Annotated in this window: 28 protein-coding genes; 19 read left to right on the top strand and 9 right to left on the bottom strand. The window is 65.7% G+C overall.

The genetic code is table 11. The annotated features are described in order from the left end of the window. Positions 1–203: 203 nt before the first annotated feature. The 6 genes from AC1RQK_RS39675 to AC1RQK_RS39650 form a co-directional block, all read right to left on the bottom strand. Positions 204–1067: a ferritin family protein gene (locus AC1RQK_RS39675; RefSeq protein ID WP_492375982.1), complete on the bottom strand. Its 864-nt coding sequence runs from the start codon at positions 1065–1067 to the stop codon at positions 204–206. A gap of 219 nt (positions 1068–1286) precedes the next feature. Further along, on the bottom strand, positions 1287–2507 hold the full coding sequence (locus AC1RQK_RS39670; protein ID WP_492815046.1) for a patatin-like phospholipase family protein: 1221 nt from the start codon (positions 2505–2507) through the stop codon (positions 1287–1289). Between the two features lie 91 nt (positions 2508–2598). Further along, entirely contained in the window at positions 2599–3477 is an 879-nt protein-coding gene (locus AC1RQK_RS39665) for a PhaM family polyhydroxyalkanoate granule multifunctional regulatory protein (RefSeq protein WP_492375983.1), read from the bottom strand. Between the two features lie 69 nt (positions 3478–3546). Next, positions 3547–4431 (bottom strand): enoyl-CoA hydratase/isomerase family protein, encoded by an 885-nt coding sequence (locus tag AC1RQK_RS39660; protein WP_492815044.1) that lies wholly within the window; start codon positions 4429–4431, stop codon positions 3547–3549. A gap of 199 nt (positions 4432–4630) precedes the next feature. Further along, positions 4631–5614 (bottom strand): fumarylacetoacetate hydrolase family protein, encoded by a 984-nt coding sequence (locus tag AC1RQK_RS39655; RefSeq protein WP_183032119.1) that lies wholly within the window; start codon positions 5612–5614, stop codon positions 4631–4633. 58 nt (positions 5615–5672) lie between these two features. Beyond that, positions 5673–6695 carry a Bug family tripartite tricarboxylate transporter substrate binding protein gene (locus AC1RQK_RS39650; RefSeq protein WP_492815042.1) on the bottom strand — a complete coding sequence of 341 codons (1023 nt, stop codon included), beginning with the start codon at positions 6693–6695 and terminating at the stop codon, positions 5673–5675. A 274-nt stretch (positions 6696–6969) separates the two neighbouring features. Between AC1RQK_RS39650 and AC1RQK_RS39645 the strand changes: the two genes are divergently transcribed. The 4 genes from AC1RQK_RS39645 to AC1RQK_RS39630 all read left to right on the top strand — a co-directional run bounded on the left by AC1RQK_RS39645 (position 6970) and on the right by AC1RQK_RS39630 (position 10304). Beyond that, entirely contained in the window at positions 6970–7806 is an 837-nt protein-coding gene (locus AC1RQK_RS39645; protein WP_492375985.1) for an IclR family transcriptional regulator, read from the top strand. Further along, on the top strand, positions 7766–8851 hold the full coding sequence (locus tag AC1RQK_RS39640) for a DUF3108 domain-containing protein (protein WP_492815040.1): 1086 nt from the start codon (positions 7766–7768) through the stop codon (positions 8849–8851). Before AC1RQK_RS39645 ends, AC1RQK_RS39640 begins: the two co-directional genes overlap by 41 nt. A gap of 101 nt (positions 8852–8952) precedes the next feature. Next, on the top strand, positions 8953–9795 hold the full coding sequence (gene pcaD, locus AC1RQK_RS39635; protein WP_492375987.1) for a 3-oxoadipate enol-lactonase: 843 nt from the start codon (positions 8953–8955) through the stop codon (positions 9793–9795). 251 nt (positions 9796–10046) lie between these two features. Next, positions 10047–10304, top strand: coding sequence for a BTH_I0359 family protein (locus tag AC1RQK_RS39630; protein ID WP_006161303.1), 258 nt, complete (start codon positions 10047–10049; stop codon positions 10302–10304). A 172-nt stretch (positions 10305–10476) separates the two neighbouring features. Here AC1RQK_RS39630 and AC1RQK_RS39625 read toward each other — a convergent pair whose 3' ends face one another. Further along, the gene (locus AC1RQK_RS39625; RefSeq protein ID WP_006161304.1) at positions 10477–10869 is read right to left on the bottom strand and encodes a rhodanese-like domain-containing protein; all 393 of its coding nucleotides are present in this window, start codon (positions 10867–10869) and stop codon (positions 10477–10479) included. A gap of 176 nt (positions 10870–11045) precedes the next feature. On the opposite strand from AC1RQK_RS39625, the gene AC1RQK_RS39620 reads away from it, so the two are divergent. The 6 genes from AC1RQK_RS39620 to AC1RQK_RS39595 all read left to right on the top strand — a co-directional run bounded on the left by AC1RQK_RS39620 (position 11046) and on the right by AC1RQK_RS39595 (position 17098). After that, positions 11046–12113 (top strand): homocysteine S-methyltransferase family protein, encoded by a 1068-nt coding sequence (locus tag AC1RQK_RS39620; protein ID WP_492375988.1) that lies wholly within the window; start codon positions 11046–11048, stop codon positions 12111–12113. Positions 12114–12148: 35 nt separating this feature from the next. Then, on the top strand, positions 12149–14896 hold the full coding sequence (metH, locus tag AC1RQK_RS39615) for a methionine synthase (RefSeq protein ID WP_492375989.1): 2748 nt from the start codon (positions 12149–12151) through the stop codon (positions 14894–14896). Between the two features lie 238 nt (positions 14897–15134). Continuing rightward, positions 15135–15494, top strand: coding sequence for a hypothetical protein (locus AC1RQK_RS39610; RefSeq protein WP_492375990.1), 360 nt, complete (start codon positions 15135–15137; stop codon positions 15492–15494). A gap of 187 nt (positions 15495–15681) precedes the next feature. Next, a complete protein-coding gene (locus AC1RQK_RS39605) occupies positions 15682–16314 on the top strand; it encodes a response regulator (RefSeq protein WP_492375991.1) in 633 nt (210 codons plus the stop codon). Positions 16315–16423: 109 nt separating this feature from the next. Further along, entirely contained in the window at positions 16424–16831 is a 408-nt protein-coding gene (locus AC1RQK_RS39600) for a response regulator (RefSeq protein ID WP_492815036.1), read from the top strand. Positions 16832–16954: 123 nt separating this feature from the next. Next, a complete protein-coding gene (locus tag AC1RQK_RS39595) occupies positions 16955–17098 on the top strand; it encodes an entericidin A/B family lipoprotein (protein WP_035859076.1) in 144 nt (47 codons plus the stop codon). A gap of 116 nt (positions 17099–17214) precedes the next feature. Here the strand turns inward: AC1RQK_RS39595 and AC1RQK_RS39590 are convergent, their stop codons facing one another. Continuing rightward, positions 17215–18669, bottom strand: a complete 1455-nt coding sequence (locus tag AC1RQK_RS39590) for a CHASE3 domain-containing protein (RefSeq protein ID WP_492375993.1) — start codon at positions 18667–18669, stop codon at positions 17215–17217. Between the two features lie 292 nt (positions 18670–18961). Between AC1RQK_RS39590 and AC1RQK_RS39585 the strand changes: the two genes are divergently transcribed. The 4 genes from AC1RQK_RS39585 (at position 18962) to AC1RQK_RS39570 (ending at position 20669) form a co-directional block, all read left to right on the top strand. After that, the gene (locus AC1RQK_RS39585) at positions 18962–19135 is read left to right on the top strand and encodes a DUF1328 family protein (RefSeq protein WP_035859073.1); all 174 of its coding nucleotides are present in this window, start codon (positions 18962–18964) and stop codon (positions 19133–19135) included. 83 nt (positions 19136–19218) lie between these two features. Beyond that, complete coding sequence (locus AC1RQK_RS39580) at positions 19219–19380, top strand: DUF1328 domain-containing protein (protein WP_150992526.1); 162 nt, start codon at positions 19219–19221, stop codon at positions 19378–19380. 166 nt (positions 19381–19546) lie between these two features. Beyond that, a complete protein-coding gene (locus AC1RQK_RS39575) occupies positions 19547–19963 on the top strand; it encodes a glycine zipper domain-containing protein (RefSeq protein WP_492375995.1) in 417 nt (138 codons plus the stop codon). Between the two features lie 103 nt (positions 19964–20066). Beyond that, entirely contained in the window at positions 20067–20669 is a 603-nt protein-coding gene (locus AC1RQK_RS39570; RefSeq protein WP_492815032.1) for a ferritin-like domain-containing protein, read from the top strand. A gap of 277 nt (positions 20670–20946) precedes the next feature. On the opposite strand, the gene AC1RQK_RS39565 is transcribed toward AC1RQK_RS39570, so the two are convergent. Continuing rightward, on the bottom strand, positions 20947–21270 hold the full coding sequence (locus AC1RQK_RS39565) for a DUF1840 domain-containing protein (RefSeq protein WP_174428343.1): 324 nt from the start codon (positions 21268–21270) through the stop codon (positions 20947–20949). A gap of 260 nt (positions 21271–21530) precedes the next feature. On the opposite strand from AC1RQK_RS39565, the gene argS reads away from it, so the two are divergent. The 5 genes from argS (at position 21531) to AC1RQK_RS39540 (ending at position 26773) form a co-directional block, all read left to right on the top strand. Beyond that, positions 21531–23324: an arginine--tRNA ligase gene (gene argS / locus AC1RQK_RS39560; protein WP_174428342.1), complete on the top strand. Its 1794-nt coding sequence runs from the start codon at positions 21531–21533 to the stop codon at positions 23322–23324. A gap of 128 nt (positions 23325–23452) precedes the next feature. Then, a complete protein-coding gene (locus AC1RQK_RS39555) occupies positions 23453–24229 on the top strand; it encodes an SPOR domain-containing protein (RefSeq protein WP_492815029.1) in 777 nt (258 codons plus the stop codon). A 91-nt stretch (positions 24230–24320) separates the two neighbouring features. Continuing rightward, positions 24321–24959, top strand: a complete 639-nt coding sequence (locus tag AC1RQK_RS39550) for a thiol:disulfide interchange protein DsbA/DsbL (RefSeq protein ID WP_150992515.1) — start codon at positions 24321–24323, stop codon at positions 24957–24959. A gap of 168 nt (positions 24960–25127) precedes the next feature. After that, on the top strand, positions 25128–25940 hold the full coding sequence (locus AC1RQK_RS39545; protein ID WP_043342912.1) for an SDR family oxidoreductase: 813 nt from the start codon (positions 25128–25130) through the stop codon (positions 25938–25940). Further along, positions 25937–26773: a helical backbone metal receptor gene (locus tag AC1RQK_RS39540; protein WP_492375998.1), complete on the top strand. Its 837-nt coding sequence runs from the start codon at positions 25937–25939 to the stop codon at positions 26771–26773. The genes AC1RQK_RS39545 and AC1RQK_RS39540 overlap by 4 nt, the downstream gene beginning before the upstream one ends. Positions 26774–26918 lie beyond the last annotated feature (145 nt).

Raw genomic sequence — 26918 nt, 5'->3', positions numbered from 1 at the left:
TCCGGCGCGCCTTTTTTGCCTACTTTTTTGGCAAGACAAAAAAGTAGGTCGCCGCCCCGCAGGGGTGGTGAAACTGCTGTTGAAGTTGACGTTAAGCCGTTGCAGCCACAACCCAACACCCCAAAAAAAACAAAACCCCATCATCCGATGGGGCCCGTCCCGCCGAAGGCGCCAAAACTACACCCCCAGCCAAAAAACCAACCTTATGCCTGCGCCGGCTGCGCATCACCCGCCGCCTGCAACCGCACATTCAATTCCTTCCGATATCGGTTCAAATCCTGCACGGTCTCGAAAGTGCGCTCGAACAGCAGCGACATATTGTGCAGGATCCGCTCGATCACCTTCTTCTCCCAGCCTTCGTCGAAGCGGATCTGCTCGTCGAGCCAGTGCTCGAGCCAGTCCGGGTCCGGCAGGCGCGACTGGATGGTGTCGTTGGGGAACAACGCCTTGTTGACGTGCAGGTTGGTTGGGTGCAGCGGCTTTTCAGTGCGGCGGGCGGAGGCCATCAGCACGCCGATCTTGGCGAAGGCCGAGCGGGCGCTGTCGCCGAACTGGTTCAGGTATTTCTTCATGTAGCGCAGGTAGGCGCCGCCGTGGCGGGCTTCATCCTGCGACAGGGTGCGGTAGATCTGCTTGATCACCGGCTCGGTGTGCCATTCGGCCGCACGGCGGTACCAGTGGTTGAGGCGGATCTCGCCGCAGAAATGCAGCATCAGGGTTTCCAGCGGCGGGGCCGGGTCGAACTCGAAGCGCACGGCGTGCAGCTCTTCTTCGGTCGGCACCAGGTCCGGGCGGAAGCGGCGCAGGTATTCCATCAACACCAGCGAATGCTTCTGCTCTTCAAAGAACCAGATGCTCATGAAGGCCGAAAAGTCGGAATCGTGGCGGTTGTCGCGCAGGAACATCTCGGTGGCGGGCAGGGCCGACCATTCCGTGATGGCATTCATGCGGATCGTCTTGGCCTGGTCGTCAGTGAGCAGGCTCGGATCGAAGGAATCCCAGGGGATGTCCTTGTCCATGTGCCAACGTACCGCTTCCAGCGATTTGAACAGTTCGGGGTAGAGCATGGTAAGCCTTTGAAATTACGGGCAGATTCTACCAGATGCGAATTATTCCCAATGCGCTTTTTAAGCGCAAAAGAAGGGGGTGTTTGCGGCTGAACCTGCACGATGCCCAATTTATGGGCGAATATCGCGCCTTTCCTTGCTTTTACTGGTGCGAAAAAGAGCAGTATGCGTTGCTCTGCACGAGGTCCGGCGATGCGGCAAACCTGTTGCGGTCATAAGTCAGGCCGTCACACCGGCGGGTGGTTCGACATCAAGTGTAACCGTCCGTGCGGGCGTTGCGTTCGTGTCGTTGCCATAATCGGGCGGGATGACGTCATAGAGGAACGCCGCGAGTTCATGCTGTTGCGCCAGGGCGTCTTTCTCGCCCAGGTCGATCAGGGCCTGGGTGAACTCGGGCTCGAACAGCAGGTAGCTGGCAAAGGCGGCGCCGCGCGCTTCTGTGCCGCCCAACGGCGTCAGCAGGGCGCGCACGGTGCGGGGCAGCTGTTGCACATGCGTCGCGGCAATGGATTCGATGGGCTCGCTGGGCGAGATCGTCATCACCTGCACCGGGCGCCAGCCTTCGCTGTCGTTGGCGATCTCCGGCATGCGCGAGAGCAGGCTGTTGATATGCTGCAGCCGTTCCAGGTCAGCGGAGAGGCCGTCGAGGAAGATGCTGGCCAGGGCCTGGCCGCCTACCTGCGCCAGCGACGGGTAGCCGCCGGCCGGCACGGTGTCGAACCAGCCGGGACGCTGGCGGGAGGCCGCGCCGATGGCCAGGATGCGAGATGCGCCCAGGTGGATGGCCGGCGACAAGGGCGACATCTGGCGCATGGTGCCGTCGCCGAACCACTCATGGTGGCCTTCGAGCTCCAGCGGCAGCGCGGGGAACAGGAAGGGGATAGAGGAGGACGCCAGGAGGTGGTCCACGCCGATCCTGGCTTCCACGGCCAGCCGCTGGCTGCGGCGCCACGGATGGATGCGGCGGTGTGACTGGTAGAAAGTGACGTGGCGCCCGGTGGTATAGGACAGCGCCGTCACGGCAAAGGCCTGGAGGTCGCCGGCGTCCAGGCTGGCCTGCACGCGCTCGGGGTCGAACAGCTCGCTGAGCAGGCCGCCCAGCGGCGCGTTGTCGAACAGCGCCCGCGGCGCGCGCCGGATGGCCCAGCCGAAGGCCAGCGCGGAGAGCCACCGCGCGCCGGATGCACCCACGCCGACGATGCCGGTGCGGTAAACATCCTCGGCATGGATGCCGCTCCACAACGCGGCCAGGCTATCGGCCGCGGCGCGGAAGTTGGCCGCGTTGATCGCCATGCCGGCGCCGTTGATGGCGCCGGCCGACGTGCCGCAAATGATGTCGAAGGGAATGCGGCCACGATCGCGGCCGTGCTGCGCGGCGATGCGTGCGAGGCCGCGCAACACACCGGCCTGGTAGGCGGCGCGGGCACCGCCACCCATCATGATCAGCGAGGTGGTCTTCACCGCAGGCGTCGGCTCCAAAGTTGGATCACGGGGTTCCCCTGGCGTCGCGTGGCTCAGATGCGGCTCAGGCTCAGGACGGCTCGCCGGAAGTATCGGTCGAGCCGTTGGCGCTGCCTTGCGGCTCGGCGGGCTTGGCCGCCGCGGATTTCTTGCTGGCCGGACGCGTGGCCTTGGGCGCGGGTTTGGCGGCCGGCTTGGCCCCGGCCTTGGTGCCGGCTGCCTTGCTGGCCGGCTTGTGGGCCGGCCTGGCCTTGCTGGCCGGCGCCTTGCCTTCGGGCTTGGCGGCGGGGGCGGGAGCGGCTTGCGGCGCGGCCGTGCCAGGCATGCCAAAGGCGCCCAAGTTGCCGAGATTTCCAAACGGCGACATGCTGGCGGTGGCGGCGCTGCTGGCGATCTGGTTGAACTGCTGCTGCAGCACATCCCACCACAGGCTGGCATCCGGCGGGGTGACGTCACCCGGGCCGGCAGCGTGGCCGGATGCTGCGGCCGGCTCTTGCGCCTGGCCAGCTTCGGGCGCATCGGGGCCGTTGTCTTCCTCGTCCTCGTTTTCCTCGACCGTGGGCTCGGGCCAGACGCGCTTGGCCGCAGGGGGCTCGGCGGGTTGCTGGTAGGGTGCCGCGCTGGGCGAGTTGGCCGCGCGCGCCACGTTTTCCATCGCGCTTTGCATCGCCTCCGGCGAGAGCGCGGTGCCGATGGTCTGCAGCGCCACCAGCGTGGCGCGCTGCACTTCCAGGCCCTGGATGGTAGTGCGCAGCAGGTTGGTGTTGAGCTGCAGCCAGCCTTCCACGGCCTTGAGGTCATGGATGCGCTTGTCGACGTCCTCCAGGTTCATCGGTGGGGTCATGGCCTGCAGGCCAGGCATCAGGCCGCCGGGCATGCCGGCGGCACTGCCCCACATCTTGCGCAGGAACTCGAAGCCGTTGGTGAAATCTGGAATCTGGCCGAACATGGTCTCGCCTCCGGGGGTCGGCAGCCGGCGGCGCCGGCTGCGGAACTGCATTGATCGGAACTACCTGCGTTACTCGAACTGCGGCGGCCGCTTTTGCCGCAGGCTGGCTACGCCTTCCTGCACATCGGGGCCGGCAAAGCCCATGAATTCCAGTGCCAGCGAGGCATCGAACGAGGGGCCCGCCATGCGCAGCCAGTTATTCAGCGCGTACTTGGTCCAGCGGATCGCCGTCTGCGACCCGGCCGCCAGCCGGCGCGCCACGTCGAAGGCGCGCTCGACCAGTTCCGCTTCGTCCACGGTCAGCGACACCAGCCCGATGCGCTCGGCCTCTTCGCCGCTCACCGACTCGCACAGCATCAGATAGTACTTGGCCTTGGCCATCCCGCACAGCAGGGGCCACACGATTGCGGCATGGTCGCCCGCCGCCACGCCCAGGCGTGTATGGCCATCGACAATGCGCGCGGTCCTGGCCGCGATCGAGATATCGGCCAGCAGGCCAGCCACCAGCCCAGCGCCGACCGCCGGGCCGTGCATGGCCGACACGATCGGCTTGTCGCAATTGATCACGTTGTAGACCAGGTCCCGGGCCTCGTGCCACACGCGGGTGCGGGTGGCGAAATCGTTGGCCATGTCTTCCACCAGGGACAGGTCGCCGCCGGCCGAAAAGCCTTTGCCTTCGCCGCGGATCAGCGCCACGCGCACGTCCGGATCGGCCGACACGTCGCGCCAGATCTCCGCCAGCTCGCGGTGCATACTGGCATCGGCTGTGGCCAGCTTGCGGTTGGCGGACTGTTGCGCACCCATCACGATCTCGAGGATGGGGCCATGCCGGCGCAGGGTCAGTGCCTGGTAGCGGTCGTAGCGTGGCGACAACGGCGCGTCGTCCACGTTGTCCGTGCCGGACGCTAGCGGGGTGGACGAAGGCGTGGGCGCTTGCGGAGGGATTGCGGTCATGGGGCAGCGATGGCCGGGGCCATTCCTTGGTGACGCGTGGGGGCCGGGCCGCGAAAAACGGCCCGGGTCGCCGCCGGTGGCTGCCTGGCGCAGTCGACGGCAATTAGCCAACCGTTCGGTCGGTCAATTATAAGCACTCCCATCGCCGCGCGGCCAGCGGCAAACAGCGTGGCCCGCGGCGCTCCCTATAGCCTCAGCCTCAGCCCTTCGCCGACACCAGCTGGTCGATCGCGCCGAACACCGAGCGGCCTTGCGCATCGAACATCTCGATCTTGACCGCGTCGCCGAACTTCATGAAGCCCGTGACCGGCTGGCCGCCGTCGATGATCTCCAGCATGCGCTTCTCGGCGATGCAGCAGTAGCCCTTGCTGCGGTCGACGTTGGAGATGGTGCCGGAGCCGACGATGCTGCCTGCGCGCACATTGCGCGTCTTGCAGATATGGGCGATGAGCTGGCCGAAATCGAACACCATGTCGGTGCCGCAGTCGGGCGCACCCACCTTCTTGCTATTCCAGTGGACGGTCATCGGCAGGTGCACGCGGCGCTCGCGCCAGGCTTCGCCCAGTTCGTCGGGCGTGACCGCCACCGGCGAGAAGGCGGTAGCCGGCTTGCTCTGGAAGAAGCCGAAGCCCTTGCCCAGCTCGGCGGGGATCAGGTTGCGCAGGGATACATCGTTGGCCAGCATGATCAGCCGGATGGCGTCGGCGGCCTGCTCGGGCTTGGCGCCCATCTTCACGTCGCCGGTGATGACGGCGACCTCGGCCTCGAAGTCGATGCCGAAGGCTTCGCTGGCGCACACGATATCGTCATGCGGGCCGATCATGTCGTCGGAGCCGCCCTGGTACATGAGCGGATCGGTCCAGAATTCCGGCGGCATCTCGGCGCCGCGCGCGCGGCGCACCAGTTCCACGTGGTTGACGTAGGCGGAGCCGTCGGCCCACTGGTAGGCGCGCGGCAGCGGTGCCATGCATGCCCTGGGGTCGAAGGCGAAGGGGTGGCGCGCGCGGCCCGCGTTCAGGGCATCGTAGACGTCCTGCAGCTGCGGCGCGTAGAAGTTCCAGTCATCCAGCACGGTCTGGAGCTTGCCGGCGACATCGTTGACGTAGTGGGCGGTCTTCAGGTCGCGCGAGACAACCACGAGCTGGCCGTCGCGCGAGCCGTCCTTGAGGGTGGCGAGTTTCATGTATGCGGTGCGTTAGGAAAAAAGCAGATCAAGCGGAAAAAGCAGAAAAAGCAGCCCGCTAGTCTACCGTGATGCCCTTGGCCTTGATCAGCTTGCCCCAGCGCTCGGCTTCGGCATGCGCGTACTGCGCGAATTCCTCGGGCGTGCTGGAGACCGGCTCCACGCCGATGCCTTCGAAGCGTTTCTGCACATCGGCGCTCTTGAGCGCCTTCACCAGCTCGGCGTTCAGGCGGGTCACTACCGGCTTGGGGGTGCCGGCCGGCGCCACCACGCCTTGCCAGGCATAGGCTTCGAAGCCGGGCACGCCGGCTTCGGCCACCGTCGGCACCGAGGGCAGCGCAGTCAAGCGCTTGGGCGTGGCCACGCCCAGCGCGCGCACCTTCCCGGCCGCCACGTTCTGCTGGCCGGAGGCGAGGTCAAGGAACATCAGTTCGACCTGGCCGGCGAGCAGGTCCTGCACCGCCGGCGCGGCGCCCTTGTAGGGCACGTGGGTCATCCTGCTCTTGGTCTGGTCCATGAACAGCTCCATGGCCAGGTGGTGCGGGCTGCCCGCGCCCGGCGAGGCGAAATTCACCTTGCCGGGGTTCTTCTGCACGTATTCGATGGCTTCCTTGAGCGTGCGCGCCGGGAAGTTCGGCGTTGCCACCAGGATCAGCGGAAAGCGCGCCACCATCCCTACATGCACGAAGTCCTTGTCGGCGTTGTAGGGCAGCTTCTTATACAGCGACGGATTGGCCGCCAGGGTGGCGGTATCGGCGGTCAGCAGCGTGTAGCCATCGGGCTTGCTGTGCGCCACCGCGTCGGCGCCGACGATGGTGGCCGCGCCCGGACGGTTGTCGATCACCACCTGCTGGCCTAGCGCCGGCGTGATGGCCTGGCCCAGCGTGCGCGCCACTACGTCGGTGCCGCCTCCCGCCGGATAGGGCACGACCCAGCGGATCGGCTGGGTAGGCCAGTTGTCGGCGGCGCAGGCGGGCTGAAACGCGGAGGCGCTCAGCGTCAGCGCGGCTAGCAGCGGCGCCGCGCAGGCACGCCATGCTTGCAGGGCGAGGCGTTGGCCGAAGGGGGAAAGGCGGGTCATCTTCGTCTCCTGTAGAAAGCGGCGGCGCCGCGCCATCTGGATTGCATGGCGGCATGCCCGCGCCGGTATTGGCCGGTGCCGAAGATATCGATTCGCCCCGACCTGTATATGTGCGCTCAAAGGTGCGCTCAAAGTCTACCGACGGTTTAAAAATTGGTAAATCGATTTCGCTATAGTAAATTCATGGACTGGACTGCATGATTGCTTTGCGCGCGCGTAGCCGGTATGTGTGACTGATGCACTTCTTTTCCAATTTCTTGCCTCCCGTTGCCGCATGACCGAACTTGAAGAAGACGATTCCAAGCTGCGTTCCGGCATCCAGTCGATCGAGGTCGGCTTCAAGCTGCTGCAGGCGCTGGCGGCATCGCCGCGCGCCATGATGCTGCGCGACCTCGCCGCCGCCGCCGACATGAATCCGGCCAAGGCGCATCGCTACCTGGTCAGCTTCCAGCGGCTCGGCGTGGTGGTGCAGGACCCGGTTGGCGGGCGCTACGATCTCGGGCCGTTCGCACTGCAACTGGGCCTCGCCGGCCTCAATCGGCTCGATCCGGTCAAGAAGGCCCGCCCGATCCTGTCGCAATTGCGCGACGAGATGGACCAGACCATTGGCATCGCTGTCTGGGGCAACCACGGCCCGACCATCGTGCACTGGGAAGAATCCAGCCACCCGGTCACGGTCAGCCTGCGCTTGGGCGACGTGATGCCCATGCTCAACTCTGCCACTGGCAGGCTGTACGGCGCCTACCTGCCGAAACAACAGACGCGGCCGCTGGTCGAACGGGAACTGGCGGAGCGCGGCCATGACGATATTCCGGACCTGCCGCGCTCGCTGGCCGACTATGACGTGGTCTGCGACGACGTTCGCGCCCATGGCGCGGCGCGCGTCAAAGGCGGCGTGCTGCCGGGCATCAATGCGTTTTCGATGCCGGTGTTCGACGCCAACGGCCACGTGGCGATGGCGCTGATCGTGCTGGGCGCGCAGAGCGTATTCGATGCAGAATGGGGCGGTGCGGTCGACCGTCATGTACGCGATATTGCCCGGCAGATTTCTTCGGAGCTTGGTTATCTTGGTGGCAGCCCGACGAGCGGGCCGAACGGCCCTTCCCCGTAAGCCTACCTCGCGCCGCCTGCGCTGGGCGGCGGCGCTTGCGCTGGTGCTGGCCGCCCACCTGCTGGCGGTGCTGGGCCTGCTGCATATGCCCGGGCTCCCGCGGGACCCGACCGCGCCGCCGCCGCTCGAAGCCATCCTGCTGCCGCCGCCGGCGCCACCGGTACCCGTAGCGCCGCCACGCCCGGCCCCGGCCGCACCAAAGCGGCCCCCGGCGGCGCGCGCCGAGCCCACACCCACGCCTGAGCCCCCGGTTGAAGCACCCGCCACCCCTGAGGCGCCAGCGCTGCTTGCCACGCCTGGCGCCGGCCCTTCCATGGCGAGCGCCGCTGGTGGCGCCGGGAGCAGTGCGGCGCCCGCATCCGCGCCGGCGGCCGCGCAGGCCGCGGCGCCCCCTGACAACGTCCGCTACTCGGCGCCCCCATCCACGCTGCTGCACTACGCCAGCTTCGTCAATGGCGTGCAGAACCCGGATGGCCTGATCCGCTGGCAGCAAGACGGCGCGCACTACCAACTTGCGGTGGAGACACGGGTGTTGTGGTTCCGCTTCGCCTTTCACAGCACCGGCGCGCTCAACGAGCGCGGCCTCGCGCCAGAGCGCTATGAGGAGAGCCGCCGTAACCGCGTCGAGGCGGCTCGCTTCGATCGTGCCGCCGGCACGCTCGTCTTCGAGGGGCGCGGCAAGCAGGAGCCGTTGCCGGCCGCGGGCCAGGACCGTTTCAGCGTGTTCCTGCAACTGGTGGGGCTTGTGCGGGGCAATCCGCAGCGCTACGCCACGCCGGGCGTGACGGAAACCTTCGAGGTGGCGGATACGCGTGACCTGGAGCCCATGCAGGTGCAGTATGTGGGGGAAGAGGACGTGGATACCGGCCATGGCGCGGTGCGGGCCAAGCATTTCGTGCGGCTGCCGCGCCATGCCAATGATCGCCGGCGCGTGGAAGTGTGGCTGGCGCAGTCGCTGCAGTGGATGCCTGTGAAGCTGCGGCAGACGGAGCCTGACGGCACGCAGATCGAGCTCGTCTATCGCGACAGCGAGCCGCTGCGCTGAGCCTGCTAGCTGTCTTGAGGCCGTCTTAAGCCCGTCCGCATGCCGCGGCATCGGCCGCCGCTGTGGTTCACCGTGTTTTCACCAACAACCGGAGACCCGTCATGAGCGCCACCCTGCCACCATCCGAGACCCGCCGCGTGCGCGTGGGCGATATCAGCCTGCATGTGCGCATCGACGGGGGCGACGGCCCCTGGGTAGTCCTGGCGCATGCGCTGGGCGCCAATCACACCTTGTGGGATGCCACGGCGCGCCACCTGGCGCCGCGCTATCGCGTGCTGCGCTACGACCTGCGCGGGCACGGCCAGAGCGATGCGCCGATCGGCGCCTACTCGATGATCCGCCTGGCCGACGACGTGGCCTGCCTGATGGATGTGCTGGAGGTGCCGGCCGCGCATTTCGTCGGGGTCTCGGTAGGCGGCATGATCGGCCAGACCGCGGCCGTGCGCCATCCCGAGCGTTTGCTGTCACTGACCCTGGTCGCGACCGTCAACCGCACGCCGCTGGATGGCCACCCGATGTGGCATGAGCGCATCGGCCATGTGGAAGCGCACGGCATGGCGGGCGTTGCCGACAGCACCATGCAGCGCTGGTTCAGCGCGGCATTCGGGGGGGCGCATCCGCAGGAGGTAGCCCGCGTGCGCGAGATGCTGCTGGCCACGCCCGTGCACGGTTACGTCGGAACCAGCCAGGCCATCATGGCATTTGACCTCGCCGGGGCGATTTCGCGGATTCATTGTCCTACCCTGGTAGTGGCCGGCGAGGAAGACCTGGGGGCGCCGCCGGCGATGGCAAGCGAGATTGCCGCCGCCATTCCCGGTGCCCGGCTCGAAATCCTGCCTCACGCCGCGCACCTTGCCCATATCGAGCAGGCGGACCGCTTTCATTGCGTGCTGGATGCTTTCCTTGGCAATGCGGCTTGCGGCGCACAGTGCGATGTACCCTGAGACGAACCTTGGCGCTCAGGGCGGAACAGTGGGCGATAGCTTTCCCACCAAACTCAAGAACTTGCTGGGATGGCCGTTGCCCAATGTAGTGAGGGAACGCTTAATACCTGCGGTTTGCCGAAGCAGAACTTGAAAACACGGCAAACACCCTCAGCTTGGAGGTGAAATCGCGGAGGGCAACCGGCCAGTGTGCCGGTTTTCGAAATAATCAGTCGCCCGCCGCTTGACCCATGACAGCCAGGAGGTATGCCATGCAAATGATCTACAACAGCGACAATTACTGCATTGTCGAGTTTGGTGCGGATGTCGAGCATGCGCCTCTTGCCTCTGGCGGCTATGAAATCGTGGACAAGAACCTGAAACGCGAGATTTTCCTCGGTGGCCAGATGGCCGAGAGCTTTCGCGCGGACGTGACGCGTCTGATCGAAAGCGAGCCGTCGGTGGAAGAGGTGGATGATTTCCTTGGCAAGTTCGATACAGTGATGATTCACCCGCTAGTGATGCACTAGGCTCCGCGGTTGCCTTTGCCAGCTTTGCGTCGCGTGACGGGCCGGCAAGCCAAGCCATAGAGGAAATAGCAAGAAGCCCGCGCAGTGCGCGGGCTTCTTGCTATCAGGCTTTGTGCTTTCAGGATCTGTTCCCGGCCCCTGTTCCTGGCCAGCTTCCGGTCATTCATTACTGTTAATACTGCTCCCAGGGCAGCCCGGCATGGCGCCAGCCGTTGAGCGTATTGCGGTGGCGCTCGGCGTCGAGGTCGCCCTCGAAGCCATGCAGCACGTTGTAGACGGTAGAGAACCCGGCGCCCTCCAGGGCCCGCGCGGCGGCCGTCGAGCGGTTGCCGCTGCGGCAGATCAGCAGCACCGGGCGCGCCGATGCCTGGCCAGCGAGCTTCTTCACCGACTGCACGAAATGCGGGTTCACCTCCCAGTCGGGGCCATCGTTCCAGGGCACGTTGTGTGCCCCCTTGGGGTGCCCGACGAAGAGGTACTCCATTTCGCTGCGGCAATCGATGAAGAGCGCATCGGGCGACTCGCTGAGGAGCGTTTGGGCGTCGCCGGGGCTGAGGTGTTGCATGGGCAAGGCTTTCCGTTAATGGGAATGAGGGCGAATGTGCCCAGTGTAGGGCCGGGCGGTGCCGCGCGGCAACCCGCGGGCGCCGTTGGCTGCACCGCCCGGATGCTGCCGTTATTCCGCAAACCATTGATGTAACTGATAAAATCGCAGTCTTTTCCCTTGCTGTCGAGCCCCACATGAGCGCCGCCCCACGTTCCGCCTCGCTTCCTCCCGCGCGTCCCTACACCCGGGCGGCCAACCTGCCGGCCCTGCTGCGCGAGCGCATCCTGATCCTGGATGGTGCCATGGGCACCATGATCCAGCGCTACAAGCTGACCGAGGCGGATTACCGCGGCGAGCGTTTCGCCGGGCACCATGTCGACGTCAAGGGCAATAACGAACTGCTGCTGCTGAGCCGCCCGCAGGTCATCAGCGAGATCCACGAGCAATACCTGGCCGCCGGTGCCGACCTGATCGAGACCAATACATTTGGTGCGACGGGCGTGGCCCAGGAAGATTACAAGATGGCGGACCTGGCGTACGAGATGAACGTCGTTGCGGCCCGGCTGGCGCGCGAGGCCTGCGACAAGTACAGCACGCCTGACAAGCCGCGCTTTGTGGCCGGCGCCTTCGGCCCCACGCCCAAGACCGCGAGCATCTCGCCGGACGTGAACGACCCGGGCGCGCGCAACGTGACCTTCGAAGAGCTGCGCCACTCGTACTACGAGCAGGGCAAGGGTCTGCTGGAAGGCGGTGCCGACGTGTTCCTGGTGGAAACCATCTTCGACACGCTCAATGCCAAGGCCGCGCTGTTCGCCATCGACCAACTGTTCGAAGACACCGGCGAGCGCCTGCCCGTGATGATCTCCGGCACGGTCACCGACGCCTCCGGGCGCATTCTCTCCGGCCAGACGGTGGAAGCCTTCTGGAACAGCCTGCGCCACGCCCGCCCGATCACCTTCGGCCTGAACTGCGCGCTCGGCGCCACGCTGATGCGCCCCTACATTGCCGAACTGGCCAAGATCTGCGACGCGGCTGTGTCGTGCTATCCGAACGCCGGCCTGCCTAACCCGATGAGCGATACCGGCTTCGACGAAACCCCGGAGGTCACGTCGTCGCTGGTGGAGGAGTTCGCCGCGTCCGGCCTGGTGAACCTGGTGGGCGGCTGCTGCGGCACCACGCCCGAGCACATCGCCGCCATCGCCGAGCGCGTGGCCAGCAAGAAGCCGCGCGCCTGGCCCAGCCAGTACCGCGACGCCGCCTGAACTCGCATCGCGAGCCTACAGAACAAGATCAAGCCATGACCAACGATACCCTGCCGCCGCGCCCGATGCGCCTATCCGGCCTCGAGCCTTTCACCATCGATGAAGACACGCTCTTCGTCAACGTCGGCGAGCGCACCAACGTCACCGGCTCCAAGGCCTTCGCCCGCATGATCCTGAACGGCCAGTTCGACGATGCGCTGGTGGTAGCCCGCCAGCAGGTCGAGAACGGCGCGCAGATCATCGACATCAACATGGACGAAGCCATGCTGGACTCCAAGGCGGCCATGGTGAGGTTCCTCAACCTGATCGCCTCCGAGCCCGATATCGCGCGCGTGCCCATCATGCTGGACTCGTCCAAGTGGGAAGTGATTGAGGCCGGCCTGAAATGCGTGCAGGGCAAGCCCGTGGTCAACTCGATCTCGCTCAAGGAGGGCGAGGAACAGTTCCGCCATCACGCCCAGCTGATCCGCCGCTACGGCGCCGCGTCCGTGGTGATGGCCTTCGACGAGCAGGGCCAGGCTGACACCTTTGCCCGCAAGACCGAGATCTGCAAGCGCAGCTACGACATCCTGGTCAATGAAGTCGGCTTCCCGCCCGAAGACATCATCTTCGACCCGAACATCTTCGCGGTGGCGACCGGCATCGAAGAGCACAACAACTACGCGGTGGACTTCATCGAAGCCACCGCCTGGATCAAGCAGAACCTGCCGTACGCCAAGGTCAGCGGCGGCGTGTCCAACGTATCGTTCTCGTTCCGTGGCAACGACGCGGTGCGCGAAGCCATCCACACCGTGTTCCTGTACCACGCCATCAAGGCGGGCATGGACATGGGCATCGTCAACGCCGGCCAGCTCGGCGTGTACGACCAGCTCGACGCCGAGCTGCGCGAGCGCGTGGAAGACGTGGTGCTCAACCGCCGCGAGGACAGCACCGACCGCCTGCTGGAGATCGCCGACCGCTACAAGGGCGGCGGCGCGAAGAAAGAAGAAAACCTGCTGTGGCGCGGCACCCCGGAGAACCCGGTGCCGGTGGCCGACCGCTTGTCGCACGCGCTGGTGCATGGCCTGACCACCTTTATCGTGGAAGACACCGAGGAAGTGCGCCAACAGGTGGAAGCGCGCGGCGGGCGCACGATCGAGGTGATCGAAGGCCCGCTGATGGATGGCATGAATATCGTGGGCGACCTGTTCGGCGCCGGCAAGATGTTCCTGCCGCAGGTGGTCAAGAGCGCCCGCGTGATGAAGCAGGCCGTGGCTCACCTGTTGCCCTACATCGAGGAAGAAAAGCGCCTGCTGGCCGAGGCCGGCGGCGACGTCAAGGCACGCGGCAAGATCGTCATCGCCACCGTCAAGGGCGACGTGCACGACATCGGCAAGAACATCGTCTCGGTGGTGCTCCAGTGCAATAACTTCGAAGTGGTCAACATGGGCGTGATGGTCCCGTGCAACGAGATCCTGGCGCGCGCCAAGGTCGAGGGCGCGGACATCGTCGGCCTGTCCGGGCTGATCACGCCGTCACTTGAGGAAATGGCCTACGTCGCCTCCGAGATGCAGCGCGACGACTATTTCCGCATCAAGAAGATCCCGCTGCTGATCGGCGGCGCCACCACCTCGCGCGTGCACACCGCGGTCAAGATCGCGCCCCACTACGAAGGCCCCGTGGTCTACGTGCCGGACGCCTCGCGCTCGGTCAGCGTGGCGTCCAGCCTGCTGTCCGACGATGGCGCGGCCAGGTACCTGGACGAGCTGAAGACCGACTACGAACGCATCCGCCACCAGCACGCCAACAAGAAGGCCACGCCGATGGTGTCGCTGGCCAAGGCCCGCGCCAACAAGACGCCGGTGGACTGGAGCGCCTACGTGCCACCCAAGCCGAAATTCATCGGCCGGCGCATCTTCCGCAACTACGACCTGACGGAGCTCGCCAACTATATCGACTGGGCCCCGTTCTTCCAGACGTGGGACCTGGCCGGCAAATTCCCCGACATCCTCAATGACGAGATCGTCGGCGAATCCGCCCGCCGCGTGTTCTCCGACGGCAAGGCCATGTTGTCGCGCCTGATCCAGGGCCGCTGGCTGACGGCCAACGGTGTGCTGGCCCTGCTGCCGGCCAACGCCGTCAACGACGACGATATCGAGATCTACACCGACGAGACCCGCAGCAAGGTCGCGCTGACTTGGCACAACCTGCGCCAGCAAAGCGAGCGCCCGGTGATCGATGGCGTGATGCGCCCCAACCGCTGCCTGGCCGACTTCGTTGCGCCCAAGGACAGCGGCATTGCCGACTACATCGGCGTGTTCGCCGTCACCGCGGGCATCGGCGTGGACAAGAAGGAAGCCCAGTTCGAGGCCGACCATGACGACTACAGCGCGATCATGCTGAAGTCCCTGGCCGACCGTCTGGCCGAAGCCTTTGCCGAATGCCTGCACGAGCGCGTGCGCCGCGACCTGTGGGGCTACGACGCTGGCGAAGTGCTGACCAACGAGCAACTGATCGCCGAGACCTATCGCGGCATCCGTCCGGCGCCGGGCTATCCGGCCTGCCCGGAGCATACGGTCAAGGCGCCGATGTTCGAGTTCCTCAACGCCGCCGAGATCGGCATGGGCATCACCGACTCGCTGGCGATGACGCCGGCCGCATCGGTGAGCGGCTTCTACCTGGCGCATCCGGAGTCGACGTATTTTTCGGTCGGCAAGATCGGCGAGGACCAGCTGGACGATATGGTGGCGCGCCGCGGCGAGGAACGCAGCGTGCTGGAGCGCGCGCTCGCGCCAAACCTGTAACCGCTTGCGTGCCGGCGCGGCGGCGTTTTGCGCCGCTGTGCCATCGCAAGCCATTGGGCAAGCAGGGAAAAGCCTCTTTAAGCGCATCCATGTGCCTTTGTAAGTTCTTCACTACTCCTTACAAGGCATTACATCTCCTAACAGACCGCGCGGCTCTGCGTCCCTAGACTGAGGGCTCACATCAAGTGAACACCGCAGCGAATGTTTCGCAGCGGCGCAAACTGCTAGGAGCCTCTCCATGAACAAACTGCTGATCTCCCTTTCCGCTCTCTCGATCGCTGCCGCTTCCTCGCTGGCCATGGCACAAGGAACTGGCGTTGATGCGAAGGCTGGCGCCACCGGCGCCATGGCGGCGCCCGCGATCAGCGCGCCCGCCGACAAGGGTGCAGCCGCCAGCGCAGGCGTGAACGCTGGCCTGGGCGCTTCGGCCAGCGCCGACAAGGGCGTGGACGCCAAGGCCGACGCCGCCGCCGGCACGCACGCCAAGTCCACTGCTAAGACCAAGAAGCACAGCAGCCACGCCAAGGCCAAGAAGGGCGAGGCAGCGACCGACACCAGCGCGGCCGCCGACGCTGGCGCGGCGACCAAGGTCCAGTAAGCCTGGCCATGCCGGCAAGACTGGCATGCTGGAGCACAGGGACGGGTCCACCCCGTCCCTTTTTCATTGGTGCGGCCAGTTGGGAGCCTGTCAGTCTTACACCGACAGTCGGGCGGTTTTGTAAGCACTACAATGCATTAGCCCGGCCGCTCCTGAGAGCTGGTGCATCCATGCCCAGGGAGACATCATGATTCGCGTTTTGATCGCCGACGATCACCAGATCGTGCGCGCCGGTCTGCGGCAGTTCATTGCCGACGAGCCCGATATCCGGGTGGAGGGCGAGGCAGCCAGCGGCGACGAAGTCATGATTCGGCTGCGTGAGTTCGAGTTCGATGTGGTGGTGCTCGATATCTCGATGCCCGACCGCAACGGCATCGACGTGCTCAAGCTGCTGCGCCAGCGCCATCCCGACCTGCCGGTGCTGATCCTCTCCACCTACCCGGAAGACCAGTACGCCATCAACCTGATCCGCGCGGGCGCTTCCGGCTACCTGACCAAGGAAAGCGCGCCCGACGATCTCGTCAAGGCCATCCGCACCGTGGCCCAGGGCCGGCGCTACGTCAGCGCCAACGTGGCGGACCTGCTTATCGGCGGGCTTGACAAGCCCACCAACCAGCCGCTGCACCAGACCTTGTCCAAGCGCGAGTTCCAGATCTTCTGCAAGCTCTCGCGCGGGCAGTCGGTCTCGGTGATCGCCGAGGAGCTGTTCCTGAGCGTCAAGACGGTCAGCACCTATCGCTCGCGCATCCTGGAAAAAATGGGCATGAAGACCAATGCCGACCTGACCTACTACGCGATCAAGAACGGCCTGGTGGAGTAGGCGCCGCAAAGGCAAGGCGCATTCCACGGCACTCGGCCGCGTTTGCCAGACGCTGCTGTAGGACGGACGCCGATGGTCTCTCCCTGTACTCTGTTGCTACCATGGAATCATGTTGGATCAAGCTGCGGCCCCCTCGTATCGCGCGCTGCGGGTCCTGCTAATCGAGGACTCAGCGGTACTGCGGGGTATGTTGCTTGAATACCTGAACGCGTTTCCGTTTATCGAAGTCGTGGATTGGGCGGATACCGAAAGCTCAGCGCTGCGCCTCTACGAGGCGGGCAAGTACGAGGTCGTCATCGTTGACCTGCAGTTGCGGCAGGGCAACGGTATCAACGTGCTGCGCGCCTTGCAGAAGACCGAGGTGTCGGGCATCCGCATCGTTTACACCAATCATGCCCAGGTGCCTACATACCGGCGGCAGTGCGCCGAGGCCGGGGCGGACTATTTCTTTGACAAGTCGCTCGAGCTCGAGCAGGTGTTCCGGGTGATCGAGGAGTACGCGCAGGCAGATGGCTGAATGCGTATCGACGATCTTGACCATATCGACCATATCGACCATATCGACCATATCGACCGTATTGTCAGTACCGGCAGTTCCAATCGCGGCCATGCCGCGTCAACCTAGAGCAAGGAGAGAATCATGAGAAAGCTGATGGCGCTGTGTGCCCTGGCAGGTGTGGTCCTGGTGACCGGTTGCAATACGATGGCCGGTGCCGGCAAGGACATCGAGAAGGGCGGCGAAAAGGTGCAAGGCGCTGCCGAGAGCACCAAGCAGAAGATGTAAGGTGCCAGCCGCCATGCCGTTTGCATGGCAACCGGGCCAGAGAACAGGTGGACAAGAGGAATGGAAAAGGGGCTCCGCGGAGCCCCTTTTCCATTTGTCACTGCTTGGCTGGCCGGCTAGCTGGCCGGCGGCGTGCCGGTAGGCTCGTCCTGCGGCTGCTCGCCGGGGTCCCCCAGGCCGTCGAGCTCGTCCTCATCGTCGCGCGGCGGCGCCACGATGGCATCGGTGAGCGGCACCACCACCCGGATGGTGACACCGGCACCGGGTTCCGACTGGAGCTCCAGCGTGCCGCCCAGCGCGATCACGCGCTGCTCCATCCCCAGCAGGCCATGGTGTCCCACCGAGCGCCGCGATTCGAAGTCCGCCGGCAGCCCGCGCCCGTTGTCGCTGATTGCCAGCTCGAGCGTGCCGTCGGCGCAATCGAGCCGGATGGACACGCGCTGCGCTTCGGCGTACTTGCTGGCGTTGGTGAGCGACTCCTGCACGATACGGTAAAGGGCGATGGCAGCGTCGTCGCGCAGCGCAGGCACCGCCTCTGCCAGCTGCACATCCGCCTCCCACTGGTTGCGCGCCGCCACTTCCTCCACCAGCTGACCGATGGCTTCCTTCAGGCCCAGGTTGAGCAGCACGGTGGGCCGCAGGTCCTCGATCAGGCGCCGTTTGATCTGGATCCCCTGGTCCACGTGCAGCATCACGCGGGTGAGCTTTTCCGCCACATCCGGGTGGGTGTCCTGGATGCGGCGGCGCACCCAATGCATATCAAGCTTGGTGGCGGTCAGGATGGAGCCCAGCTCGTCGTGCAGCTCGCGCGCCAGCCGCGTCTTCTCGTCCTCGGTCACGCGCTGCAGGTGGGATGCCAGCGCCGATAGCTGGCGTGTGCGCGAGCGCACCATGCTGTCCAGGCGCGCGCTTTCTTCTTCCAGCTCGTTGCGTTCGGCTTCCGATACCGCCATGCGGCGCGAATGCTGCAAGCCCACCACAATCAGCAGCACGATATTGATGGCGGTCAGCAGGCCGATGCCGTAGCGCGACAGCGCAAGGTCGCGGTCGGCGTACTCCAGGCTCTGCGACACCGATTTGGCCTCGCGCTGCAGCAAGGCCTCCAGCCCGCGCCGCGCGTTGTCCATCGTCTGCTTGCCGAAGTCCGTGCGCACCAGGTCGAGCGCCACTTCCACGTCGCGCTTGCCGTAGATCAGTGTCAGGTCCATCTCGGTGAGCTTGCGGCTGACGGCGGCGGAGGCCTCGGTGAACAGCTTGAGCGCCTCCGGGTCCTCCGCGTAGCGGTTGCGCAGCGCGCTCATCAGCGCATTGATGCGCGGCACGGCCTGGTAGTACGGCTGGAGGTAGCTTTCCTTGCCGGTCAGCAGGAAGCCACGCTGGCCGGCTTCGGCAGTGACCAGCTCGCCGAGCAGGGCGTTGATCTGGCCCTGTACCTGCTGCGACTGGATGACTTGCGTATAGCCCTGGCGCAAGCGGATGTTGCCCGCCTCGGAGGCGATCAGCACCACCACGGTAAGCACGATGCCGCCCGCCAGAAGCAAGGTCGAGCGCAGCAGTGACTGCTTGAACATGTTCGTTTCCCGATGTCGGGCGCTTGGCCGGCGCGGCGTCTCCCGCACCATGCGGCGCCGCGCCTGGCTTGCACCTGTCTGCGACGATGGAAGCACATCGACGGTCTGCGGTCAACCTGCCGCGTCGCCGGTGCTGCCCGCGAGGCCGCGCCGGTGCTTGGACTGTAGGATTCGGCTGACAAGCGAATCGGTGCGGCTGCGGTGTCTGGGCGGGGGTCTGCTTTCTACCATGGTTCCATGAGCTTGCGCACCCTGCGTCAAGCCAGCTCGGGAAGAAAGAGGGAGAACGTCAATGCTGAAATGGGCGCTGATATTTGCAGTGGTTTCCGTGGTCGCCGGCTTGCTGGGGTTCACAGGTATTGCTGCCGGTGCGGCCGGCATTGCCAAGATCCTGTTCTTCATCTTCCTGGTGCTGTTCGTGCTGTTCCTTGTCCTGGGCGTGACCGTGTTCAAGGCGGTGAAATAGCCAATCGCAATCGCCGGTCGCTGTCACTTGCCAAGCGCGCGCCTGCTGGCGCGGCAGCCCAATCCACTTAGGGAGCCATCACCATGTTGCACTACGCACTCGTATTCTTTGTCATCGCCCTGATCGCCGCGGTATTCGGCTTTGGGGGCATCGCGGCAGGGGCGGTCGAGATCGCCAAGATCCTGTTCTTCATCTTCCTGGTGGTTGCGCTGGTGACGTTTGTGATCAGCCTGGTCAGGCGCTAGGGGATGTCAGGCGCGGCTTTCGCGATGGCAGTGAACGCCGCGGGCGGGGCGGCGGTCGGCAGGGCCGCCGCCCCGCTTTGCTCATGCAGATCCCGACTTACTGACTTCCTGGCAGACAGCGCGAACCGCATCACAGCACATCATCAGACCAAACGGAGATAAGCCAATGCTGACCAACAATCCGAAGATCCGCAAAGAAGTGAATCACCTGGCTGACAGCGCCGAAAGCACGGTGCGCCAGATCCGGCATGCCGCGCGCGATACGCGCGGCGCCGCCCGCGAAGCCGCGGGGCCCGTGGCCGGCGAGGTCAGCCGGCTGATTGCCCAGCTCGAGCAAACCATGGAAGTGCTGGGGCGCGAAAGCTCGTCCGAGGCAGTGCAGGCCGCACGCCGGTTGCAGGACCGTACGCGCGCCTTGCGCGACCACGTTGCGAGCCGTGCTCGCGAACGCGTCGACTATGCCGTGGACGGCGTGCAGCGGCGCGTGTTGGCGTCGCCGTTGAAAGCGATCGGTATCGCGGCGGCGCTAGGCGCTTTCGTCGGCTTGCTGATGGCAGCGAATAGCCGCAGCCGCAACGACTGACCGAGGCACTGCTGCCAGCCCTGATGAGGCAGTGAAGCCGTGAAACAGTGAAGCAGACCCCTCAGAGGCCATCGCCCAACATTCCCACAGGAGCATGACTGTCATGGACACCCCCGTAAAAGAGAAGCCCACCGCCGGCAAGGGCAAGGATCAGCAGGCCCGGAATGAGAAAGGCGCGAGCGGGGGCTTCCTGTCGGACGTCAAGACGCTGCGCGAACGCGCCCGCAAGCACATCGAGGATGGCGCTGTCACCCAGGACTACGATGCGGACCGGACCACCGTGCTGAAGCTGCTCAATGAGGCCCTGGCCACGGAACTGGTCTGCGTGCTGCGTTACCGGCGCCACTTCTTCATGGCCAAGGGCATCCACGCGGAACCGGTCGCGGCCGAGTTCAAGGTGCACTCCGACGAGGAGCAGGGGCACGCCGACCGCATTGCGGCGCGCATCTTGCAACTGGGCGGGGAGCCGGACTTCTCGCCGGACACCCTGACTTCGCGCAGCCGTGCCGAGTATGTCGAGGCCGGATCGCTGACCGACATGATCAAGGAAAACCTGGTGGCCGAACGGATCGCCATCGAGAGCTACCGCGAGATGTTGCAGTACCTGGGCGAGCGCGACTCGACCACCCGCCGCATGCTGGAGGAAATCCTGGCGGTCGAGGAAGAGCACGCCGACGAACTCGCGGACATGCTGGACAAGGGCTAGCGCCTAGCCGCCAGCCAGGCTGGCAGTGCTGCATTCGCCGCATTCGCCGCGCCCCACCCAACACAGTTCTTTCCCCCTTCCGGATCCGCTTCCTGATCCGGCTCGCCCGGCCCGAATCAGCGGCTGGGCATTTTTTTGCCGGAAGCGCGAGCAAGCAGGAGAAGGGAGCGCGGGTGGGGCGGGACGCGGGGCGGCGAACGCAAGGGCAGAAAAGGTGCCGGCTGGTGCCGGCTACCTTGTTGTCAATCTACGAGTGTGCGGGGATTCGGCGCACTGCCTACACCCCCCACATCACCTCGGTGCTCTCGCGCTGGGATGCGCGCAGCATGTCGAGGAAGGGGTAGGCGCGCTGGCCCAGGTGCAGGGGTTCTTCCTCGTTGTCATCGTCATTCTTGCCGGGGTGGACCGACGATACGGCCGGGTGCACCTTCTTGGCGTCCGTCACGGCGGCTTCCAGTATATGGATGCAGCGTGGCAGTTCCTCGATGGTGATCACCCCGCGCTCCCCCAGGTGCTTGCCGATAATCCCCAGGAGCGTCACGGCAAGGTCTCTCATCATGATGAGGTCCTGCGACGCGTGGGATTTGAAGGTGATCAGCATGATATTTCCTTTCCTTGGCGTACAGCGAAATACAGGGGCGAAAACCATGGCCGCGCGGCCTGTCCCGGGACCGGGCAGGGGGCTCGCAATGGCCGGTTTTGGGCTTGCTGCATGATGTCAGCATAGCACCTGATAAAATTCTGCGTTCTGCAATTCATTGCCTGCCACGCGGCGCGGCCTCCACATGCCGCCCGTGACGGTGCCGCCGCGGCAGAACCGCCGCGACGGCACCAGACAACCGCCTCAGGGCCACGACATCCATGCTGCCAGTTCAGACCACCAATCTTGCCGCTGCGTTCAATGACGCGGTGCGCGCAATCGCCCCGGCCGACACCGCCCTGCCCGACGCCGTCTTCGAGCGTCCGAAGGTCGCCGCCCACGGCGACCTGGCCTGCAACCTCGCCATGCAGGTTGCCCGCGCGCTCAAGCGCAACCCGCGGGAACTGGCCCAGCAGATCGTCGACGCAGTCAAGGCCGACGCGCGTACCGCCGGGCTGGTGGCCAGCCTGGAAATCGCCGGTCCCGGCTTTATCAACCTGCGCCTGACGCCGGCCGCCAAGGCCGATGTGCTGCGCGCGGTGCTGGAGCAGGGCAACCGCTACGGCGCCAAGGCACAGGGCGTGCACGGCAAGGTGCTGGTCGAATTCGTCTCCGCCAACCCGACCGGCCCGCTGCACGTCGGCCACGGCCGCCAGGCGGCACTGGGCGACGCGCTGGCCAACCTGCTGGACTGGCAGGGCTTTGCCGTGCATCGCGAGTTCTACTACAACGACGCCGGCGTGCAGATCCAGACCCTGGCCGTATCTGTGCAGGCGCGCGCCCGCGGCTTCAAGCCGGGCGATGCCGCGTGGCCGGAGTCGGCTTACAACGGCGACTACATCGCCGACATCGCTGCCGATTTCCTGGCAGGCAAGACCGTGCGCGCCTCCGACGGCGACGCCGTGACGGCCTCCGGCAAGGTCGAAGACATCGAGTCGATCCGCAAGTTCGCCGTGGCTTACCTGCGCAACGAGCAGGACATCGACCTGCGCGCCTTCGGCGTCAAGTTCGACCGCTACTACCTGGAGTCCTCGCTGTACAGCGACGGCCGCGTCGAAGCCGCAGTGCAGTCGCTGGTGGCCAAGGGCAAGACCTACGAGAACGAAGGCGCCCTGTGGCTGCGCACCACCGACGAAGGCGACGACAAGGACCGCGTCATGCGCAAGACCGACGGCACCTATACCTACTTCGTGCCGGACGTGGCCTACCACACCAGCAAGTGGGAGCGCGGATTCGCCAAGGTGATCAACGTGCAGGGCAGCGACCACCACGGCACCATCGCCCGCGTGCGCGCCGGCCTGCAGGGGCTGGACATCGGCATCCCCAAAGGCTACCCCGACTACATCCTGCACAAGATGGTCACCGTCATGAAGAACGGCGAGGAGGTCAAGATCTCCAAGCGCGCCGGTTCCTATGTGACCGTGCGCGACCTGATCGAGTGGAGTAACGGCGCGGAAGGCGGCGAGACCATCCGCGGCTGCCTGGAAGCCGGCGTGGCCGACTGGCCCGAGCACTTCACCCGCGGGCGCGACGCGGTGCGCTTTTTCCTGCTGTCGCGCAAGGCCGATACGGAATTCATCTTCGATGTCGACCTGGCTCTCAAGCAGAACGACGAGAACCCGGTGTATTACGTGCAGTACGCCCATGCCCGCATCTGCTCGATCTTCGAATCCTGGGGCGGCGCGGACTGGGAGGCCAAACTGCCTGCCCTGGCCGGCACCGACCTGGCCCCCGTGACCGGCGCCGACGCTACCCCGCAGGCGCTTGCGCTGGGCCAGCGCCTGGCCGATTTCCCGGACATGCTGGCGGCAGCGGCGGGTGAACTGGCGCCGCATGCGGTCGCCTTCTACCTGCGGGACCTGGCGGGCGATTTCCACGCCTTCTACAACTCCGACCGCGTGCTGGTGGACGACGAGACGGTCAAGCTGGCTCGCCTGGCGATGCTGGCCGCCACCCGCCAGGTGCTGCGCAACGGGCTGGCCGTCATCGGCGTCTCGGCGCCGCAGCGCATGTAAGCCAGGCCGGCGCCATGAAGGGGGCAAGCCCCCGTTCATGGCGCCGCCTTATCCGTATCGCCCTGACCACACAGTGATGCCGGGATCGGCGCAGGCTCTATAATCGCGCCATCACGCTAGAGGAATTCATGCAACAGCAACGCAAGCGCACCCCGCGCAATGCCAGCCGCGCCCCGCAGCGCGGAGGTACGTTCCTGGGACTGGTGCTGGGCCTGATCGTCGGCCTGGCGATCGCGGTAGTGGTCGCCCTGTACATCACCAAGTCGCCGGCGCCATTCCAGCAAAAGGGCGCGCAGAAGCCGGCCGAGCCCGGCAATGTGGTCAGCAACCTGCCCGCTCCGGCGCAGGAAGCGCCAAGCGATCCCAACAAGCCGCTGTGGAGCAAGACGCCGGCCAAGCCGGTCGGGCCCGCCGCTGAGCCCGAGCAGCCGTCCGGCCCGGCGCCGACCACGGTGAAGCCGCCCGAGCGCCAGCCGCCGGTAGCCGTCACCCGGCCAGCCGACAAGCCCGCCGCCGAGAAGCCCGCGGACAAGCCTGCCGATCGGCCCGCCGCCGAGAAGCCGGCCGACAAGACCGCGCAGAAGCCGGCGGAAAAGCCTGCTGAAAAGCCGGCCGAGAAGCCTGTCGCCGACCCGATCGCCGAGATCGCCCAGGCCGATGCCAACAAGGTAGGCTACCTGCTGCAGGTAGGCGCCTTCCGCTCGCAGGACGACGCCGACCGCCAGAAGGCCAACCTGGCCATGCAGGGGTTCGAAGCCAAGGTGACCGAGCGCGATGTCAATGGCGTCAAGCTTTATCGCGTGCGCCTGGGGCCGTTCAACAAGATCGACGACATGAACCGTTCTCGCGACCGGCTGCAGGCGTCGGGTTTCGAGGCTTCGGTCATCCGCTTTACCAAGCAGTAACAAGCAGTAACGGTAACCCGGGGCGATCCGCTGAACCGGATTGCCCCGCCGCTGTCATACGCTCATTGCCCATTCTCGAAAGCCGCGCCACATGAAGAAACTCGCCACCTTGTTTGCCACGCTGGTCGCTGTGACCGGTTTCCTGATGACCGCGCCCGCGCAGGCAGCCGCGCCCACCTCGGGCAAGGAATACCAGGTCCTGAAAGCGCCGCAGCCCGTCGCGCCGGGCAAGATCGAAGTCACCGAGTTCTTCTGGTACGGCTGCCCGCACTGCTTTGACTTCGAGCCCGAGCTGGAAGCCTGGGTAGGCAAGCAGGGCAAGGACGTGGTGTTCAAGCGCGTGCCGGTTGCCTTCCGCGACGACCTGCTGCCGCACACCAAGATCTTCTACGCGCTGGAAGCCATCGGCAAGCTGGACGCCATGCACACCAAGGTCTTCAACGCCATCCACGTCGACCGCAAGCGCATGCTGGACCCGAACGAAATCGCCGACTTCATGGCCAAGAACGGCATCGACCGCAAGGCCTTCCTCGATGCTTACAACTCGTTCTCGGTGACCACCAATTCGCAACGCGCCAACAAGATCGCCGACGCCTACAAGATCGACGGCGTGCCGACCATCGTGGTGCAGGGCAAGTACGTGACCTCGCCGTCCATCGCCGGCACCAAGGGCACGGCCATCCAGACCATGGATTACCTGGTCGGCCAGGTGCGCGACAAGAAGATGTAATTCCCGGGCTGCGGCCAACGGCCTTTGGGCTCGCCACGCGCGAGCCGGCTGATGGCCACCAGCGGTCGACCGGCACCGCCGGCGCCGGCGAGGCGCAGCGGCGTCCGGCGCGCGCCAGGGCGGGTCGGTCGGCATGAACCATGTTGCGCTTACCCCTGGACCCTCCCGATGCGAGCACAGAAAGTCTTCCTTACCGGCGCGTCGAGCGGACTCGGCCAGGCCCTGGCGCGCGAGTACGCCTCGCAAGGCGCCATCCTCGGCCTGGTTGGCCGGCGCGAAGAGGTGCTGCGTGAATTCGCCCGCACCCTGCCCAATCCCAATGCGGTGCGCGTCTATGGCGCGGATGTGCGCGATGCCGATGCCATGCAGCGCGCCGCCCAGGACTTCCTCGATCATTTTGGTTGCCCCGATGTGGTGATCGCCAATGCGGGCGTATCGGTTGGCACCGTCGCCAGCGAGCGCGAGGACCTCGAAGCCTTCCGCATGGTGATGGACACCAACTGGTTCGGCGTGCTCACCACCTTCCAGCCCTTCATGCAGCCCATGCGCGAACGCGATCCAGGTGCCGGCGGCTGGCGCGGCACGCTGGTCGGCATTGCCAGCGTGGCCGGCGTGCGTGGCCTGCCGGGCGGGGGTGCCTACAGCGCCTCCAAGTCCGCGGTGATCAAGCTGCTGGAGAGCCTGCGCCTGGAACAGCGCCGCGAGCGCATCCGCGTGGTCACTATCGCGCCTGGCTACATCCGCACGCCGATGACCGAGCACAATCCCTATCGCATGCCCTTCCTGATGGACGCCGACGTGTTCGCCCGCAAGACGGTGCGTGCGATTGCCGCAGGGCGCCGCTTTGCCGTGGTGCCCTGGCAGATGGGCGTGGTCGCATCCATCCTGCACCTGATGCCGCGCTGGCTCTACGACGCAATCTTCTCCCGGGCGCCGCGCAAGCCGCGCGCGCAGGGAGGTAGCCAGGACAAGCAGCCATGAGCTGGCAGGACGCAGCCGGCATCCTGCACGGCCCGGCCACGGGCGAGGTGCGCATTGCCTCGCTGGTGCCGTCCGTTACCGAACTGCTGTTCGCCCTGGGGCTGGGCCCGCTGATGGTGGCGCGCACCGGCTTTTGCATCCATCCCGAGCCCGCCGTGCGTGCCGTTGCCAAGGTGGGTGGCACCAAGGATGTCAATCTTGAGCGCCTGCGGGCGTTGGCGCCCACTCACGTAGTAGTCAACATCGACGAGAACCGGCGCGAGACGGTGGACGAGATCCGCGCGTTTGTGCCGCATGTGATCGTCACCCACCCCTGTGCGCCCGCGGACAACCTGGCGCTCTACCGGCTGCTTGGCGGCATCTTCGGCCGTCTTGCCGAAGCGGAATCGCTCTGCGCCGCCATGGCGGCCGAACTGGCGCAGGTACGTGCCCGGCAGTGGCCCGCGCGCAAGGTCCTGTATGCGATCTGGCAGGACCCGTGGATGACGGTGTCGCGCGATACCTATATCAGCCAGATGCTGGCGTTGGTGAACTGGCAGACGTGGCCTTCGGCTGACGCCATGCCCCAGGCTTGTGTTGACGGCGAGTGCAGCCGGCCCAATACGCCGCAGACGCGGTATCCGAGCTTCCGGTGGAGCGACGCGCTGGTGCGGGAGATTGACCTCGTCCTGCTTTCCAGCGAGCCCTATCGGTTTACCGAGGCGCATGTTGATGCGCTGGAGCGGCAGATTGGCAAGGAGGTTTTGCTGATCGATGGGGAGATGGTTTCCTGGTACGGGAGCCGGGCTGTGGAGGGGGTGAGGTATTTGTCGAGGTTTGCGGTTGGGGTTTAGTGGGTGTGACTCTGACTTCAGCTACAACGGCAATGGCAATGGCAATGGCAACGGCTTAACGTCAAAGGCAAAGGCTGAAAGTCAAAGGCAGTTTCACCTCCCCTGCGGGGAGGCGACCTACTTTCTTGTCTCGCCAAGAAAGTAG

It is taken from the genome of Cupriavidus sp. GW822-FHT02D05, assembly GCF_058802485.1.
The sequence above is the reverse complement of the archived record's forward strand: the minus strand, read 5'-3'. Positions and strand labels throughout refer to the sequence as shown.